The organism is Reticulibacter mediterranei (genome assembly GCF_016587455.1).
Genome location: NZ_BNJK01000003.1, coordinates 327,658 through 345,378, shown reverse-complemented (window position 1 = coordinate 345,378; position 17,721 = coordinate 327,658). Strand labels below are relative to the sequence as shown.

General features: G+C 51.0%; 14 protein-coding genes. 5 read left to right on the top strand and 9 right to left on the bottom strand.

Features of this window, described 5'->3' with window-relative positions; genetic code table 11:
- Nucleotides 1-74 precede the first annotated feature (74 nt).
- Nucleotides 75-332, top strand: coding sequence for a hypothetical protein (locus K3T83_RS54340; RefSeq protein WP_220211482.1), 258 nt, complete (start codon nt 75-77; stop codon nt 330-332).
- A 93-nt stretch (nt 333-425) separates the two neighbouring features.
- Here K3T83_RS54340 and K3T83_RS54335 read toward each other — a convergent pair whose 3' ends face one another.
- Nucleotides 426-716 (bottom strand): hypothetical protein, encoded by a 291-nt coding sequence (locus K3T83_RS54335; protein ID WP_220211481.1) that lies wholly within the window; start codon nt 714-716, stop codon nt 426-428.
- A gap of 9 nt (nt 717-725) precedes the next feature.
- Between K3T83_RS54335 and K3T83_RS54330 the strand changes: the two genes are divergently transcribed.
- Both K3T83_RS54330 and K3T83_RS54325 read left to right on the top strand, forming a co-directional pair.
- Complete coding sequence (locus K3T83_RS54330; RefSeq protein ID WP_220211480.1) at nt 726-1,013, top strand: hypothetical protein; 288 nt, start codon at nt 726-728, stop codon at nt 1,011-1,013.
- 304 nt (nt 1,014-1,317) lie between these two features.
- The gene (locus K3T83_RS54325) at nt 1,318-3,207 is read left to right on the top strand and encodes an alpha-amylase family glycosyl hydrolase (protein ID WP_220211479.1); all 1,890 of its coding nucleotides are present in this window, start codon (nt 1,318-1,320) and stop codon (nt 3,205-3,207) included.
- A 196-nt stretch (nt 3,208-3,403) separates the two neighbouring features.
- Here the strand turns inward: K3T83_RS54325 and K3T83_RS54320 are convergent, their stop codons facing one another.
- From K3T83_RS54320 to K3T83_RS54300, 5 genes are all read right to left on the bottom strand, one after another.
- Complete coding sequence (locus K3T83_RS54320) at nt 3,404-5,017, bottom strand: hypothetical protein (protein WP_220211478.1); 1,614 nt, start codon at nt 5,015-5,017, stop codon at nt 3,404-3,406.
- A gap of 164 nt (nt 5,018-5,181) precedes the next feature.
- Nucleotides 5,182-6,030, bottom strand: a complete 849-nt coding sequence (locus tag K3T83_RS54315; RefSeq protein WP_220211477.1) for a CHRD domain-containing protein — start codon at nt 6,028-6,030, stop codon at nt 5,182-5,184.
- A 53-nt stretch (nt 6,031-6,083) separates the two neighbouring features.
- Nucleotides 6,084-7,649, bottom strand: coding sequence for an alpha/beta hydrolase (locus K3T83_RS54310; RefSeq protein ID WP_220211476.1), 1,566 nt, complete (start codon nt 7,647-7,649; stop codon nt 6,084-6,086).
- A 17-nt stretch (nt 7,650-7,666) separates the two neighbouring features.
- Nucleotides 7,667-8,578, bottom strand: coding sequence for an AEC family transporter (locus K3T83_RS54305; protein WP_220211475.1), 912 nt, complete (start codon nt 8,576-8,578; stop codon nt 7,667-7,669).
- Nucleotides 8,579-8,658: 80 nt separating this feature from the next.
- Nucleotides 8,659-9,777 (bottom strand): hypothetical protein, encoded by a 1,119-nt coding sequence (locus tag K3T83_RS54300; protein WP_220211474.1) that lies wholly within the window; start codon nt 9,775-9,777, stop codon nt 8,659-8,661.
- A gap of 298 nt (nt 9,778-10,075) precedes the next feature.
- Here K3T83_RS54300 and K3T83_RS54295 point away from each other — a divergent pair, with 298 nt between their 5' ends.
- Nucleotides 10,076-11,086 carry a helix-turn-helix domain-containing protein gene (locus K3T83_RS54295; protein ID WP_220211473.1) on the top strand — a complete coding sequence of 337 codons (1,011 nt, stop codon included), beginning with the start codon at nt 10,076-10,078 and terminating at the stop codon, nt 11,084-11,086.
- Nucleotides 11,087-11,468: 382 nt separating this feature from the next.
- Nucleotides 11,469-12,110: a hypothetical protein gene (locus tag K3T83_RS54290; protein ID WP_220211472.1), complete on the top strand. Its 642-nt coding sequence runs from the start codon at nt 11,469-11,471 to the stop codon at nt 12,108-12,110.
- Here the strand turns inward: K3T83_RS54290 and K3T83_RS54285 are convergent.
- The 3 genes from K3T83_RS54285 to K3T83_RS54275 form a co-directional block, all read right to left on the bottom strand.
- Nucleotides 12,107-14,770, bottom strand: coding sequence for a helix-turn-helix domain-containing protein (locus K3T83_RS54285; protein ID WP_220211471.1), 2,664 nt, complete (start codon nt 14,768-14,770; stop codon nt 12,107-12,109). The two genes, K3T83_RS54290 and K3T83_RS54285, sit on opposite strands and share 4 nt — an antisense overlap.
- Nucleotides 14,771-15,083: 313 nt before the next feature.
- Nucleotides 15,084-16,286, bottom strand: coding sequence for a UbiA family prenyltransferase (locus K3T83_RS54280; RefSeq protein ID WP_220211470.1), 1,203 nt, complete (start codon nt 16,284-16,286; stop codon nt 15,084-15,086).
- Between the two features lie 102 nt (nt 16,287-16,388).
- On the bottom strand, nt 16,389-17,720 hold the full coding sequence (locus K3T83_RS54275) for an NAD(P)/FAD-dependent oxidoreductase (RefSeq protein WP_220211469.1): 1,332 nt from the start codon (nt 17,718-17,720) through the stop codon (nt 16,389-16,391).
- Between the last annotated feature and the right edge of the window lies 1 nt (nt 17,721).

The following is a 17,721-nucleotide window of genomic DNA, read 5'->3' as shown; positions in this document are numbered from 1 at the left end:
ACAAGGCAGTGCTCTCAGCACAATAACACGAGGACTTGCTTGGAGGAGAAAATACGCGTGAAACCTATCCTTTTTTGAACGCTATTCTACCCAACGGCGCGTTGCATATGAGCAGCGGCTCCAACGCTCTTGAAGCTCGAAATGCTTTTCTCATACGCGACGCTCAGGACCGTTGGGGGAGACAAGGGCAGATCCTCAACTCAACGGAAAAGGTGATCTTCGCCGATTCAACACAGGCATTGCTCGCAGATCACCTTGCACGAAAGGAGACGCTGCCAGCAGACGCATGTGTCCCAACGCCATTGTTCTCCTACCTGACCCAGCCTCTCTGAATAGAGTGGCAGCATTCCGTCGATGCTTTTGACCCGCTGCACATCCGTGCCCTCTTTCTCTGGACCTACCGACAGGAAGATGCAGATCAGCACTCACGCGAGGGCGAATCCTTCGATCCTGCCTACGCCCGTCTGATCGATGGCAATGGGAAAGAGATCTTTGCCTGCTCCTTTCGCATCTCCTCCAGCTGGAATCTGTATAGAGGACACCTCTGCCCCTTTAGAACATGCCACATACAAACCTATCCGACCACACCACCGATCGGAGGCCCCGTCTTCTGCGAGGCGTGTCAGCAGCTCCTCAACCAGGTAAGCCTGTTCATTGGAACAGCGCTCCTCGTGCGCGCCCGCTACTTCGAGGAGGATGTCTTTATCGAGAAGCACATACAGGCAATGCGTAAAATACCTAAAAAAGAGGAAAAGCCACAGAAGCTTGCTAACAGGTCCATCGATCATATCTTTCGAGTTATTGACGCCTCTGTGCGGGTACTTCCTCTCATCACGGAGACTCCACAGCGTTCAGGAGAATCATGGCTACAAAAAGCATTAACAGATGATCCCTCCTCAGTAGAAGTGGTGCAGAAGATCATCGCCCCCTTCAGACGTACGTACCGCAATCCCCGTTTTGTCCATATGCGCGGCCAGACGAAAACGATCAGTCCCACCCCTACAAAGCCCTGACGGATCTGGCGCAAGAAAGAGCGAAGAGGAAAAGAGGTCACAAAAGTGATCGCTTCAAGATATGAGCAATCTGATAAGAGATGATGCAAAGAGATGCCAAACCATCCCCACAGTCGCCTTTGAGAGACTATTTGAAATCAGAAGGGGTGCCGACAAAGAACAGCAAGAACCTGATGCAGAGACCAGATCAACAACGAAGCGCTTTATCCGAGCTCGAAGTCTTATCGACGAAGACCATGTGTGGATATCTGCTTCTCGTAAACCCCAAAGCAGACTGCATGCACTTGTATTCGAGGAGAAATATATGGCAACCTTTTTCATAGAAAACCAGCTTGGCGCATGGCAGATAGATGGTGATGAAGAGAGCGGAAGGGTTTCCTTTACACTCTTCTTTCCTGCTGGCGTTGATCCTGAAATAGTCTCTCTTCGTGTCGCAGGAGACTTCCAGCACATCCTGAATGGGAATGATTGGGATTTTGCCCATGGTTATGCACTCAACCCACATGCTATTCCAGAAGGAACGATCTGGCAGTACACCACACCAGACGCACTCCCCAAAAACTACTACCAATATAAATATTATGTTGAGTTTCCTGATGGATCGTTTCGGAAGGTTTCTGATCCCTACTGCCGTTACAGTGGAACCGAGAACCAGAATGCCGCTCTCGTTGTTGGTGGGAGTAGGCCAGCCGACAATGTTGTCAATCCATTACAAGGGGGACGCAAGCCATTGCAAGATCTCATTATCTATGAGATGAATATTGATGATTTTACCAGCGAGTATCGCTTGGCTCGCGCCCCGCTCGACGCCATCGTTGAGAAGCTTGACGATTTAGTGGCATTAGGCTTTAACGCGATCCTCTTTCTCCCCTGGACAGCCTGGAAAAATCAGGATTTTGACTGGGGCTATGAACCCTTTCAATATTTCGCCGTTGAGTATCGCTATACGACGGATTTTACTGACCTTCCCAATCCAGCATTGGCAACAGAAAAAATTTCGCGCCTCAAAAACCTGATCTCAGCGTGTCATGATCGAGGCATTCACGTGATAATGGACGGCGTCTATAACCACGTGAGCATGGATTTTCCTTATCCCCAGTTCTATCGTAATCCGGATAATTGTCCGTATACTGCCAAGATTTTTGGGGGAGCTTTCTCAGGATTACAGGACTTAGATTTCTATAATTCTTGCACACAAGTATTTATCCGCGATGTCTGCCTCTATTGGATAGACACCTTTGATATTGATGGAATTCGCTTTGATAATAGTATTAATTATTATGTCGCAGGTGATTTGCGAGGGTTGCCGGACTTGCTCGCTGACCTTCAAAACTATTTGGGACAACAACACATCCAGAACTTTACGCTGATGTTGGAGCATCTTGCAACAAATGCTCCAGCCGTGACCGATGCGACAGCTGCGACGAGTTACTGGGACAATGCATTATACGAACAAACCTTTGCAGCCCTCTGGTCAGGCAACATTGCTCCACAACTGCTGAATGCGTTGAACAACAAACGCTATCTGACCGCCCCAGGGAAACTTCCGACAGCCTATTTGAGCAATCACGACCATTCGCATGTTTCCTGGCAAGCCGGAGCACGCGAAAACTGTGGTTCCATGCGTTGGTATCGAACACAGCCCTACATCATTGCCCTCTATACCAGTACAGCTGTTCCCTTGACACAAAATGGCACAGAGTTTGGGGAGGATCACTGGATTCCTGAAGATGATAAGGCAACTGGCAGACGCGTGGTGCCTCGTTCACTTCAATGGAAATACTTTTGGGATTCTATTGGCATCAATATACGTGCCCTTTATACACATTTAGCCTCACTTCGAGCACAATACGAAGTGTTACGCACGGGCGCATTTACCCCGGATTACTTGGAGGAGTGGCAAACACAGTTTAATGCTGATGGCTTGGGGATAGATTGTACTCAGCAAGTGATGATCTACCAACGTTCAGGAGTCGATCAACACATCAACAAACACATGGTATTTGTTGTCGTGTTAAATTTCTCGGATAACGATCAACACGTCCATGTTCCTTTTCCCCAAAATGGGAGATGGACTGATCTTCTGAGCAACTACCTTGGTGGAGCACAATGGCAACCACTCATCCAAAATAATCAGCTTGATTTTACTGTTGGTTCTCACTGGGGCCATCTCTTCTTTCAGGTTCTCCAGTAAATCATCAGTTCTTGGAGAACAAATACGCAAGATTGTAGGTACATTACGGTTGTTCTCTCCCTTATAGAGTACAAACAGGCATGATGGGTACAATAACATCATACCTTGTTACCTAGCGCGGATAGGGAGCTCTGCCTACGTTCTGCATGCTCTGCTCGCTTTCTCATGAGAGAGGCAATCGGTTCCTCTCTCCCGACTAAATGACCGCAGTGATCGGAATCGTCGCCAGCGTTTGCAGCTGCCGATGCACTCCTACTTCACCCATCTGTGTACCACCGAGTGCGGGATCGTTCTGGCCGACGTACGCATTACTCGCGGCTACCTGCATATCGTTGAGGACAGTAAGCGCATGCTGTTCTTTGAGTTGGGTATTGCTCATCTGGGCAAGCTGAATAGCGTTGCTGCGTACTTGCTTCAAAAGCGATTCGATCCTGGTGAGCGCTTTGTCGATGCGAGCAGCGAGTTGTTGTTGTTCGGCCGTATGACCTGGTGCGTTGACCATGCCATTCACATGCAGCTTGACATGCGAGAGATAGCTGGAAGGACCTTGTTCTTCCAGCTCCGTGGTGAAATCAATGATCCCGGGCCTGCCCGCCTTGGGATCAACCAACCAGGGTGCACCAGCCGGCAGATCACGAAATGCGTAGACCTGCCCATCGAGATAATCTACGATGCGAATAGCGTTATTACGCATATCTCGTACATTGCCGATCGCCCAATCATCACGCGCGGCATTTGCCCATTCAAAGATCTTGCCGCTATTCCTATACAGCCAGATATCCAGGCCTCCTTGCAAACCAATCTGGCTCAACACCGGATCTTTTGCCAAGACATGTCGCATGTGCGACAACAAACTATACTTGTTTTCATCCCCGGGCGTCGGGATATCCGGTATTACTGCCTGGTAACGCCAGGCATGCGTATCAGGGGATGGCATGCTCGGCGTCACACGACTTGCTTGCTCAGTCACTAACAAACGACTATACGAGGCAAGGAGATTGCGATGCTGCTGGTCCTGGTAAGTCAGTTGCGTGCCCTGGAGTGTGCCAAGCAGGATCGGAGGAATACCATCTTGGGTCTTGTCAGAGAGCAGCCAGGCATACGCACTCATCCCAGGTGCTAACTGGTTCCTTGATAGGGAGAGCGTCACGATATCGTTGAGGCCTTTGCTGCTCGTCGGATCTAATTGACCACTACTGGAAAACGAGAGCGTTCCACCTTTGGGCACAGCGTCTTGCTGAGGGATGGTGAGAGCTACCGTTCCTGGCTGCAAGAGGAGCGATGGCAAGACGGCCATACTGCTAATCAGCAGCGCTGCAATCCCTCCAATCAGGAGCAAAAGACATTGTGGTTTCCCTGCTCGCCTGGGTAACACTTCAGCCGTCTCCAGCTGCCATGAATCTGGCAGTGGGGTGACTGGATCATACCCCAGACGAGCAGGTGACTCTGCCTGGTCCAGACCCTCTTCAGGAGAAAAGGGAGGAGAACTCTCATGAGAGAGCATCTCTTCCACATGCCGCTGTTGAAATGCCTCTTCAAGCCGGGATGTACAATGGAACCCAGCAGCACGCGCCCAGTTCCCAGCATCTGCCATCCGTTCTGGCGGCAGAACAATGCTGATGATAGTGGCATGCGCTTCTCTCAGACGAGCAAAATCGAGCTCACCCCAAAAGAGCGAATCCCGCTGTGGTAAACACACAATCACGGGCTGCCCTTCATATTGATGGAGAACGGCCAACACCACCTCTAACGAGGAATCCTCTGGTTCGATTTGGAGCAGTACATGTTGGCTGGCATCCTCTATACGCATCGATGTCCTCCCCTTTTTCATTACTGTAGCACAAGAATTGAACAGCCGTCAACGAATTTTGAACAGATCTGAACACTCACACGTTCAGATCTGACCATCTTTCCTGGTGTCAACGCTCACAAGCGGGAGAGACATCATACCAGAGCCTCTCCCGCTTCTTGACGTTAGAAGAAGTTGCCACAGAGAATAGGATTAAACGCAGGTATGATAATCTTCCCCTGAGCGTCAGTGATCTGCTCACCATAGTGAACATTGAGGTAGACATGCTCCGCGGGCAGGCTCGTGACATGGAAGGTGGCACTGGAGCTTGCATCTCCATGTTTGTCGGCGACCAGGACAGGGAGTGGATAGAGCATCTTCCCCTGCTGCTCACAGCGTCCAGCGTGGATATGCACTGCATGCCGACTGCCTAGCTGCAAGCCATGAACCTTCACGGCCGCGCTCAATATGCCTGTTGTCACATCCCAGGCCACCTGGGCAGTTCCACTGGCCGACTCGTTGGCAGCCGTGGTTCCTTGCAAGATCACGTGTGCCTTGAGCGGCGCACGAGCGTCTTTCCTGGAAATCATGCCACACGCGATGGCGATATTTTGCTGTTGCGTCTCTGCCATCGTCGGACCATTATGCACATTGATCAGAAATTCCTGTGGGAGATGCGCAACATTTTTGATGATCACCGGCTTCATCGTAGCCTGGCCGAAGTCATTTGCCTGCAGATCCGGTAACGGATACAACAAGGCCCCCGGCGCCTTGCACGTACCGAGATGCAGGTGCGTAGGGTGACGCCCGGGGGCAAGTCCACTCACCTGCAAAGAAACAGAGAGTTGCTGAAGATTTGCGTCCCATACCACATCAGCTGTTCCCTGCGGCGCGTGCAGGAGTTTGATCCCTATCTGAAACGCTGTCGTTCCAGTCGTTGCTGGCTGCGTTGCACACGCCGCCAGCAACGGGAGGGCGAAGCAACACACGACGAGGAGGAACGGTCTGCATCTTTTTTTTATCAAACGTTTCATAGGAGCTACCTCTTTTCTTCAGATAGAAACATTTCTCAAACGATGCACTGGCGCTAGACAGGGAGCGCCACGCAGGCTTGTATGGCTGCCTGTTGTCTCGTGGAGACTCTGGCCGCCAGCTGAACGACAGTTGGATGATGAAAGACATCGTTGGGGGTCAGGCGGATCTTGCAGTGCTGTTCTATTGCGTCCAGCAAGTCTGCCAATGCGTCAGCGTCACCACCAAGCTGAAAGAAGTCGCTCTTTGCGTGTACCTGCACTTGCGGAAGCTTCAGTGTTTGCGCAAAGAGGCGGATCAGGATCTGCTCAAGAGCAGCGAGCGTCGTCTTGAGCATGCCTTCCTCCGACGGACGCTCGCTGCCGGTCTCGACCTTCGGAGCATCATTGTGGGATGTGTTCTTTGAACCACTGCTTTTCAGTCGTTGCTCAAAGAATTCTGTAATGCGTGCAACATATAAGGGGCTATCTATGAAATAGCCTCGACTGTGTTCGGCCTGCGGGATGAGCCAGAGTGCCTTTGGTTTGTGGGCCGCTTGATAGAGCCGCTGGGCGTCAGCAGGGCTGACAATGGAATCGGAGAGACCGTGAATCAGCAACACCGGTCGGGGAGCAAGCCTCGCGATCTCCCGTAGCGGTTCTACCTCGTGGAACCGATAGCCAGCACGCCACCACAGTACCTGATCGATCATCCAGCGGAGGAGGCGAAAAGCAATGCGTGGGCAGGCACGCGAGCAGCTGAACCTGCGATGTATGATCCCTTCTACGATGCTCCAATGCGTCGCAAAAGCACTATCAGCGACGATCGCCGCGACTTCAGGCGTACGCGCGCTCGCAATGATAGAGATAGCTGCTCCCATCGAGTATCCAAGCACTCCCAGCTTTGTCGCGGGCAGACGCTTTTTCGCATAGGCCACCGCACCCAGAAAATCGTTGATTTCCCGATAGCCGAGCGTCACCGTCCTCCCTACGATAGAGCCATGCCCAAAGAACTCAAAGGCCAGCACAGTGTGCCCGGCCAACCAGAGATGCCGGCACACGCACAGAACATCCTGATAGGATCGACGATAGCCAGGGCACACAATGATGGTCGTGCTGGCACCTTGCCTCGGAATGAAGAGGCCATCAACCAGGTGATCACCCTTCTCTGATAGGAACTGAACCGCTTCAGCCGGGAGATCCAGGTCAAACGGGCTGAGCGGAACAAATGTCTCCTGTGTTTGTGGGCGAATGAGCTGGTCCACTACAAAGAAAGAGAGTCCGCCCAGGGACAGCCCGCTGCATCCTACCACCACTAGTCCTCCTACGAGCAGGAGAGAGAGGAAGGAAAGGTGATAGACAGGTGCAAGCAGCGTCTCCATCGATTTGGCGTCGGCGGGAGAACGCGTTGAGGCGAGATACAACAGAGATCCCACCAGACCAAGCGTTACTATGCTCAATACCATCACGAGCGCAAGCACCTGTCCAAAGGAACGAGTAGATGGGACGGTCATTGCTTGTTTGCCGTGTCCCGCCACAGCTCCGTTTTGTTGAAACAGAGAGGTACTTTTGGCTCCCTCCTGACAGTGCCCCCCACTGTGTGCCTGATCGTTGAGCATGGTGTATGAATTGTGCACATGCATACAAGAGATCCTTTCTGTTAGCGCATCAGCGCCATCAACACGGAACTGAAACCAATGGCAGTAGGAAGCGCGAGCGAGAGTTGGGAGGCCAGAAATGGTGTGTCTAGCTCGTTCTCCCGCGCGAATGCGACGGTCATCAGGCTCGATGGAAGCGATGCCCCTAACACCACAGCCACTCTCGTCATCCCCGTGAAGCCAAAAAGGAGGGAGACCAGCAGGCCCACAATCACCCCGAGAGCGGCCTTGAAATACATCGCGAGCAACGGCAGCGTGAACGAGGACAGTCTTAGCTCGAACTCTACTGCGATCAAGAGCATGATCAGCAGCAACAACGCTTGCGCGAGAGCAGCAAAGAGCGTCGAGAACATCTCATTGTGAATGTGGAGCAGATTCAAGCCGAGTCCAAGCGCATAGGCCCAGCTGACCGGATTCTTGAGAAAATTCAGGAATCCATCGTGCAACCGAAACTGTTCGGTGGAGTGGCCAAAGTATCGTGCAAGAGAAGCAACAACAGTAAAAAAGAAAAAACTATTCCCAACATCCAGTAAGGCTATTTGGCCCACACCGTCGCTTCCGCCGTAGAACGCAAGCATATACGCGTACCCGATAGAACCGAGTTCGAGGCTTGGAAAGGCCATCAAAAAAGCTCCTCTGGTTCTCCCTTGAAGACCGAGCGCGGGGGCCAGCACGAAATAAGCAATGCCGAGTAGGATCGTCACAATCATCAGGCCGCTCACAGGCAATAAGAACAAGTGTGGTGAGAGGTCCATGCCAGCAAGCGAGTTCACAATGGTCGCTGGCAGCGCCACCTTGAGAATGATCTGACTGAGCAGTGGAGCATGTTCTCGTTTGAGGATCTTCATCCGTTTCAAAGCCAATCCAACAAAAAAGATAAGCAAAATCGGGAGTGTTTTCTCAAATGCTGTCATGATGGTCTCCTCTCGTATCACTATCAGCGATGCCGAACGCCATCCCGCCTTCTGATAGGGTGGCGGGATGGCATGCACAATTAGATGGGCTGAAGAATCTCTAAAGGCGTATTGCCTGGCAGATCCAACCCGTAATTCGAGACTAACCAGCCACTTCCTCCCATAGGGGCATCTGCGCCCTGGTTTTTTGGATCAATACGATGGAGCAATATGCTCATATGATGGATGCGCGGTTGATGGGTAGCATCCACCTCTAGCCCATCGATGCGCCGTTGATCTTTGGGGTTATCTGGATTGGCTCGTTGTGACTGATACAGTTGGAAAGAGACATCAAACCAGACAAACTGATTTTTGTCCTGGGCTTGAAACTTCACCAGGTGTGGGCCTAAGCCTACAGCGGACTGGATGAGATCTTTTTTCTGTACTACTCTCAAGAAGTCATCATTAGCAACGCGTCTGTCATTTTGTGCGAATCGTGTTTTGCCACCCGGCGTGAGAATGAATCGGGCCGCCGTCATCGTCCCGATGCTGCGAAAGTCAATTGCTTCTTCGCGGTCGGCGAAGGTCCAGGCAGTGCGCTCGGCAAAGATGGCATCACCAGTTGTCAGCCCGGCGTCCATCCAGCCTGCTGGCAATTGTTGCGGCACCCATATTCCATTCTGCGTTCCAACTGGGGGCATAGCTGTTGGCACAAGAGTCGGCTTGGCGGTTGGGGCTGGTGGGACGGCTTTCGTCGTTGGCGCAGGAGCCGGGGTCTGCTGGGGCGTCGTTGTCGCGAGCGGTTGCGTAGGCTGCGCGAAGACGGTGAGCGAGAGCACACTCAACACCACGACCGTGACGATCGTCACTAGCGCGATCTTGAAGAGGGAGGATCGCCCCGCTTTTTTCTCTCCGAACGAAGGAGTTGGCGTGGGTGCAGTTGCTGTATAGACGTGCTCTCCTCCTGTTGCCTGCACTTCATTCATTGTTGGCAGCGCCGAAGAGTACTGGAAAGGGGTAGCAAACGCCGAACTGACGGAGCCTACATCTGGGACATCATCTCCTTCCTGGATATAGTAGGGTGACGGTGCGCCAGGCGATTGTGCTGTTGCAGAAACAGGTTGAAAGGATGGGATCAGCATCGTATCAGCACTGGGCTGGATATTCGGGGGATCTTGTATGAGATCCTGTTCGTTGTCTGAAGAAAGCTGCGTAGTCATAATCTCTCCTTTTTGCGTCGTTCCTCTTTTCGATGACATGCTAGTAGAGGAAGTGTAACAAGGCAACATAGGAGCAAGGTGGGAACAACCTGGGAAAAACCTGGGAACAAGACGGGCAAACATGGCATAGCTGAGCTTCCTCCCAAAGTGGCCACGTGTTTTCCAATTCCTCAAAAATACTGATGCAGTTTTCAGAAAAATAGCGTACTATTAGATCACGAGAGTTGACGGAGATCATCCCAAGCCTGTGCCTTCCTGTTTGACAGGCACGTAGATTATGTTGCGAGGACTTGAGCGTATGAGCAAGACCTGGAGAACCTTTATAAAAGAGCTGGTTCGGCCAATGAATCTCACGGAAAGAACACAATTTGAAGAAGCGGTCGGGGTAACTCGAACGACGATCAATAGATGGATCAGGGGAGAGAAGGGTTGGCCAAGACCCGACAATGTGAAAAGGCTGCTCGCGATTTTAACAGAGGAGCAACAGCAGGAATTTCTTGTCCTGGCCCGGAAAGACCCTGAGTTCTGGGAACAACTACATGCAACCGTGTCGGAAGAACCCGCCAACCTGCCACCACTTCCACCAAAATGGCTCGATTCGTTTTGCTACAGGTTGCTCCGCCTCCAGCGTGATACCCCAAAACCGTATCGTCAACTCACTGGAGCCATCCTCAAGGAAGCGCTCACGCGTCTGGAGTCTCACCCAAACACAGGACTTGAGATCATTGTGGCTACCTGCATGCCTCCCAAAGACGGCAAAGTTCGTAGTTTGCGTGCTTCCGTCGGCATGGGAACTTCACCCTGGCCAGATCACCAACACACCTTAAATAGTCTCATGGGCATTGAATCGCTCGCAGGCTATGTCGTGACAAAGGGGCATGGAGAGGTCATTGCTGATCTTTCTGACAGCAGTAGCCTCCAACTCCAAGTTGAGCGAGCAACAGATGCAGGGAGTGCTGCCGCGTTTCCTATTCTTACCCAAACGCATGGCACTGCGGGTGCTTTGCTCGCACTCTCTACCCAAAAGAACTTTTTTACTGAAGAGCGCATAACGATGTTGGAGATTTTTGCAGATACCATTCGTCTCGCCTTTTCCGAAACACAATTTATGTCCTGTATTGAACTAGGAGTGCTGCCTCCTTGGGACGTACAACACACGTATTTTGACTCATTCAGGCGGCGAGTCAACGATGCCCATCAAAAAGCACTTCGCGAGGGAGCTTCCCCAATCCATAGTGAAGAGCAGGTCTTCGCTCAGATAGAGTATGAATTGTTGCAGGCTGGAGATCGCATGGAAGTTCATTTTTAATGAAGATACGGCGAAACACAACCATACCGATGTTGAAAGCGCTTCCCCACCTTTATTTTGACAACAATGAAATGGAAATGATTGAATCATTCAGCAAATAGGTACCATATTCTGCCAGATGCGGTCGATATATACAAATCTTTTTGTAGCCCGCATGTGCCAGATTGCATCTGACGACCTTGATGGAACACATAGCACCATCTCAGCCTCCTCCATCAGCTCCACCTCGCCAATCTGACAAACAAAGCGTACGTGACAAAGAAGCAGGCAAAAATAGACAAAGAGTCACCTATCAATTTACAATGCATCAGCATATATGCTACGATGAAACCATCTCCATATGCCGCTGCTGACACACTCTATTTGTTAGGAAGGATTCACTTTGGAAGCCTCAGAAGATGTTACAGAAAAAGGGTTTGGGGGAACTGCAAAAACGCTGAGCGAAAAGATTGCTCATTGGATCTCAGTTATCACCAGCCCTATTTTTTTGCCCTTTCCACTTTTTCTGGTCGTTGCACTACATACTGCACCAGATGTGCAAAAAGGATTCCTTTGGTGGGGGATCATCGTCGTTGGCTTCACTCTCGCGCCAGCGTTATTTATCCGCGATGGGGTTCGCAAAGGTCGCTATACCGATACTCATGTGAGTAAGCGATCACAACGGTTGATCCCTCTCCTTTTTGGGCTGGTGTGCATGACAATTGTCATTCTCTGCTTATTTTTGCTAGCAGCCTCACCTGCATTGTTGGCGACCGTCATTGCAGCGCTCATTTGCGTTGCAATCGCGACGGCTATCACAGAAATGTTACGTTTTAAAATCAGTCTCCATATGATTGGAAGCGCGGGAGCAGTAACGACCTGTGTCCTGCTGTTTGGTCCTCTCTTGCTTTTTCTGGTTCCACTCGTTATCCTTATCGGATGGGCGCGGTGGCACGTCCGCGCCCACACAGTACTTCAGGCATGCGCTGGAACATGCCTCGCCATCCCGATCACCGTCCTGATCTTCTGGCTTTTTCGCGTCTAACTATCGTTGTCAGATGTGCTCTCTGCATCTGACAACGAGGCAAAATAGTCGAGCAACAAGCGATGAGCAAACATATAGCCTCCACCAATTTTTCGTAACACGACATGTGAAACGGCATCGTCGAGAAAATCAACGTAATTGAACGGAATGGTGCCCAGCCGCCAGAGAAACACTCGCAACAGATAGTGTTCAATCCAAGCAATCCCTCCATTGCTCATCGCAAATTGAAATCCCACATAGAGTCCAAAAACGACGGCAAATCCCGCTGCGAGAATCGGCCAGGACGCCAGGTTGCCAAGCGCCCCAAATGCGATGCCACAGGCTGTCCCAATGACGATGCCGCTCGCAGGACAAAAGAGCAATCCAACAATGACCGCATGTTCGAGCGAACGATGAATTCCTTCATTGGGACGAAGGAGTTGCGTTGTCGCTAGCAATGTACTGGACCACCATTGTTGCAAAAAACTGGACAGGATTCCAACCACTCCCACAATTACTCCCGTAATGAGTCCAAAAATGAGACCATACCTGCTCCCATAGGCAACGCCATAAAAAGCCCCACTCGCTCCCCCAAAAACCACTCCTATGACGAACATGACAAAACCAACCATGATTCCTCCTTGTAACACGATTCGGAGCAGATCGCTCCAGGTCGTGGTCCAAGACCAGGAAATGGCTTCGGCGGGTTGAATAGTTCCGAGGTGAGGAATCAGTTTGCTTGCCCCGGCAAAACTGAATGCACAAAAAGTAAAAATTCCGATAATAAACGCATAAATCATCACAGACTGCAAGGTAATCCCTAGCAAGAAATCGACCAGGGCAAATCCTAGTCCTCCACAGATCCCAATGATCGCCCCATCGACAAGCCGCGTACGTAATGAGTGTTGCTGCACGTCTGATGTTTCACGTAATCCAGCAAAGGCGCTCAGCAGCCCAATGACAACGCCCGCAAATATTCCTGCACCACTCCCATAGAGGAGACCATGCATCCATCCTCCAAAGATGGTAAAGACGCATATTGCCAGCAGGCCGATGATACTGGTAGCAATGAGCATATGCTTCACACCTTGCTTCACGCTCCGCACTATTGAGGTCCACGATAACGGAAAAACAGACCCACCGATCAGCAATGCAGAAACAGTAAAGACCAGGGTAAAGATCACGCCAAGACTCCCCCCTGCCTCGACGCCTCCCCCAAGCCCTGGAGCCATCCAGTCAAAAACAGTATTTCCTGGGCCTGCCCCCAGTTGCCCAAACAGTCCTGCTCCTACCCCAAAGGGGATCGTGTTGTTGACTCTTCCCCCACGTACCCAGGCAAACAGTGCGCTCGTCACAATGATTTCTACACTATAAATTAACCGTAAAATAAGCCTGTCATATCCAGAGCGTGCAGGGCCGTCAGGGAGCCAATCAGGTTGCATGCGTTCAAGAAAGAACTCTGTTTGATTGTGTTTGAGCAACTGCCTCGCCAGCCAGGCCAAATAGTGTTTCGTTCGCGAGAGCGTCACCCGTTTCTGTGAACTTCGACGCTGAAAGAGACGATTAACATACTGTGCAAGAATAAGCTGCCGCCGTTGGGCAAGCGTCCCAACGGTTAACTTCTCACTCAGCGGTTGATCGCCATAGGTAAAGGCAATCGTCGTGAGCATCAGCGGATTGGATACCATCTCCTGCAAGACAGAATCGTGTTGAAGGATCTTTCTCAGCTCCGATGTCCGAGAAAGTACCGCAGTGAGATAGACATCGACTTGCCTCGAAGTTAACGGCTGCACAACAACTGCGGACTGTAGCTGGAGACGTATGCGCAGGGAAAGATATTCATCAGTTCGACTGCACACAACGAGCGGCAACATCCCATGTGCTTGCCGATACGCATTGATCGCCTGGACACAAGCCGCTCGATGGGCTTCAGCCACTTCATCCAAACCATCGAGGAGAGGGAGGATCTGTTCCTCTTGCACCCACGATGTGGCAAGTGGACGCGGCACTTGATATTTCAGCACGAGTTCTTCCATCAACCAGTCTGCAAGCGCTGGCCGTTTTACGGCCCATGATGAAAGATTGAAGACAACCGGCATCGGATGCAGCGCATCGTCGCTTGCCCGTTCTAAGAGAATCTTCGTCAGTTCAAGCAAGAGCGTCGTTTTCCCAGCCCCTGGCTCACCCAACACAAGCAAGGCTCCATCAGCGGCATCATAGACCTGAGTGATGGAGGTAGCAGCGGGAAGATGATAAGCAGGGAGGTTTGACTCTTGCACTTCCAATTGCCAGGGATTGCTGACGGCCTGTGGCTGCTCTTGTAGTCCCAAGGTAATTAGCGTCTCATTAGGAAGTACCTGTTTGAGAACGCCTTCAATCCATCGTAACCGCACGCGATTGAGCATTCGCTCACGATTCTTATTAAGAGGAAAAAGGATTTTTGATGCAAAAGGCCTCATACCTCCCATTTGCACCACCTGCTGTGGCGAAGATGACAAGGAGATTTCAAGAATCTCTTCGATTTTTGGCCGGATGGAGGGGGTAGGGGTTGAGCGTTCATTCTCCCAATTACGTACTGTATCAGCAGAGACTCCAAGCAAGGCCGCCAACGCCTCTTGTTGGAGGCCTTTTGCCTCCCGGGCATGCCGGATCACGGTAGAAAAGTTGGATCGTATTTTCATGGTATTCCCCATACATACTCCAATGAGGTGAGAAGAATCTCACACTATTTTCTTCGCTTTTTTGTATCCCATACATTTTCTGCGATATAGGGAAAGCGTCATCTGTGCCAACACGTTAGACTGGCACAGATCAAGATGAGGGCAAACGAGCAGGACACCAATGCAACCAGCGTTTCCTCCCAGTACAGGAGGAAACAGAAGCGCAGGACAAATGTTTCAACCTGTCCCTGTCTCATGCCAACGAGAAGAGACGAGAGATCATCAACATCGTGTCGAAGGATGATCTGCAAGTCAATCGCTTTCACGAGAGGGTTCACTGCCTCCCTCCGATGTGCGCAAATGCCTGGTAGCTCATCCCTTCGTACAAGATTTTATACAGCATGGTCATGCTCAACAGTATTACTGCAAGGAGGAAAGGGGCATATGGTTGCATCCATGCAAGGAAAAGGCTTGAAAGGATGATGCCCCCAGATACACAGATGATTCCTCCACACAACAGCAGTGCTTGTTGTTTGCTCTGTTTGATTCGTCGAGCAAGAAACGTGGATATACCAGTGTTTTGAAGATGGCGAATAAGTGTCATGTCGACGAATAAGAACACGCCTATCAACAGTAAGGAGACAATACCACCAAGCAATCCTCTATTTGGAGGTGTTGTTGAGCAATGGAGGGAATCCGTCAGATACAACAGCGCACCTTGCACCTCACAGAGCGAAAAGAGACAGTACAGCACGAGGAGACCTGCGACGAGGATTGCATCGAGCAAGCCAACCTGTTGCCAAAATTCACCTCGGACGGCAAAATAAGCACTCTGTGGTCGAATGTTCTGGCCGACGTCCTGTGCCTCCATTTTCCACTGAGCAGCGAGTCCCCCGACAGAACAAAAGTAACAAGTCACGAACATCAAAATGAGAGGAAGGAAGGCTTGAAAGCCTCCGATGGCGACCGTACCAGCAAAAAATCTGAGCGAGTTGTTGAATGATAGCCAAAACAACAGACCGAGAGGATGAGTTGCTCCTCTCGGTTTCGCCCACAGATACACAGCCTGGTGGAGGAAGATCACGCTGAAGACGACAAGCAGATCCACTCTTCTCTGCCAGACGATGAATAGAGCCGCTAAGACAAGCCGGGCCAGCATATTCCAGCGAGCCTGCCGAACTGAGATGATTCCCTTTGCAATCGCTCGCTCTCTGTTGTGTAAGAGTTTCTGGTCACGATCCCTATCTCTGATGTCATCCCAGATCAATTTCGCCTGTTGCACAAGCAACTCTTCTAGAATGAAGTAGATGAAGAGACATGTAACAATTGCCCATATTGGTATCTCATTCCCCTGCCATGCGGGAGAAGGATGAAAGAGTCCATTTCCCAGCATGGTTTGATTCTCCGAAGGCTGACCAAAGACAAGTGTTGCGGCCAGCCCGTACAAGAAGAACCAGGCTTTTGCCAGGACATCAACTGGTCGAGGAATTGCCCAGGTAAAAAGCAATGAAATCCAAGCTCTTGCCTGCTTCCCCATATGAAATATCATTTCTCCTTGTCTTTTATTATGATCTACTTCTGCTGCTTGCTATCAATTTATCCGCTCATATACTTTCTAGACAGAAAGGAAAGAGCTGCTCTAGTTTTTCTTGCGTGACTGTATCAGCACCCTGACAAACATTGCCGGATGCAGCAACGCATTGGGAGTTTTGAGCATATGCAGGATTTCAAGGAAGATTCGCTCTACCTTCGGATCTTTAGGAATTGCAGGGATCACATGACCTACGAGGTACCAGTTGGCCAGCTGCTCTCGCAGTGTTTTCCGATCCTCCTGAGTGCTATCGGCAGTGATTGCAAGCATCCAGGGTGATGCCAACAGGCGAGCAATGTGCCGCTGAAAATGACTGAAGGGATCTTTCTTCCGATGCCAAGTGTGCAAACAACGCTCCAACGCTTGAGCCTCCAGCGCAGCTACCGTTATCCCCTGACCGTAAATGGGATTAAAGGTACAGGCAGCATCGCCCACAATGATGAAGCCTCGTGGCATGTCCATCTGCTCATAGTGCCTGAAACGGTTCCCAATTGGTCGATAGCCGTAAACAGGTGAAAGAGGGGTCGCATTTTTGATACTCTCGTAAAGTGCTGGCTCTGGCAGGCTCTGGGCAAAGGCAAGATATGCTTCTGGATCGTTGGGAGGGTAATCCATTCCCGAACCAGCCAGTAACACCATCCACCGTCCACCTTCAATTTCCATCAACGCTCCTGCTCTCCGATTCTGCCCTGTCCCCTGAATAGCGAGTCCGCTCCACCATGTTCTGTATACCTCTTCTTCCGGGCACGTATACACCCGAGTTGCATAGCCAATGAAAGGGTTAACGATGGTTTCACGAGGAGGCTGGTAGCCGATTTTTTCCAACCAGATCGGAGCCTCGGATGACGAACCGCTCGCGTCAATGACCAGATCCCCCTCCAAGATGTCTATTGGATTCTCCAGCGTGCCTTGCTTCTGGTATTTCACTCCCCTGACAGCGTGATTTTCATACAACAGTCCTCTCACGTTGCATTGTTGCACCCACTGCACGTGAGAAAACTTTTGCATCTCCTGACGCACCTGCCACTCAACCAACATCCGTGATGCACTCCAGCCAAGTAATCCCGGAGCTATTTGTGGGCAACGGGATCCATAAAAGTAGAGTCCCTGGCTCGCGTAGTCATGCATGCGCGCCCCTGCCTTCAGGAGGCTTTCCCCAAAGCTTGGAAAGAATGCTTCGAGGATCTGCTGTCCTCGAAGGGGAAATGCGTGGACGTGGCGCGCTTGCGGGGTTCCAGCGCGAAATGTCGGTGCATCGGGATATGTATCGCGCTCAATGATCGTGATACCTTCGCAGGAGTTTGCCAGCGCGCGAGCGGCAAGGAGGCCAGCAATTCCTCCGCCAATCACAATTGCATGTTGAAAACGTATTGTTGTCATC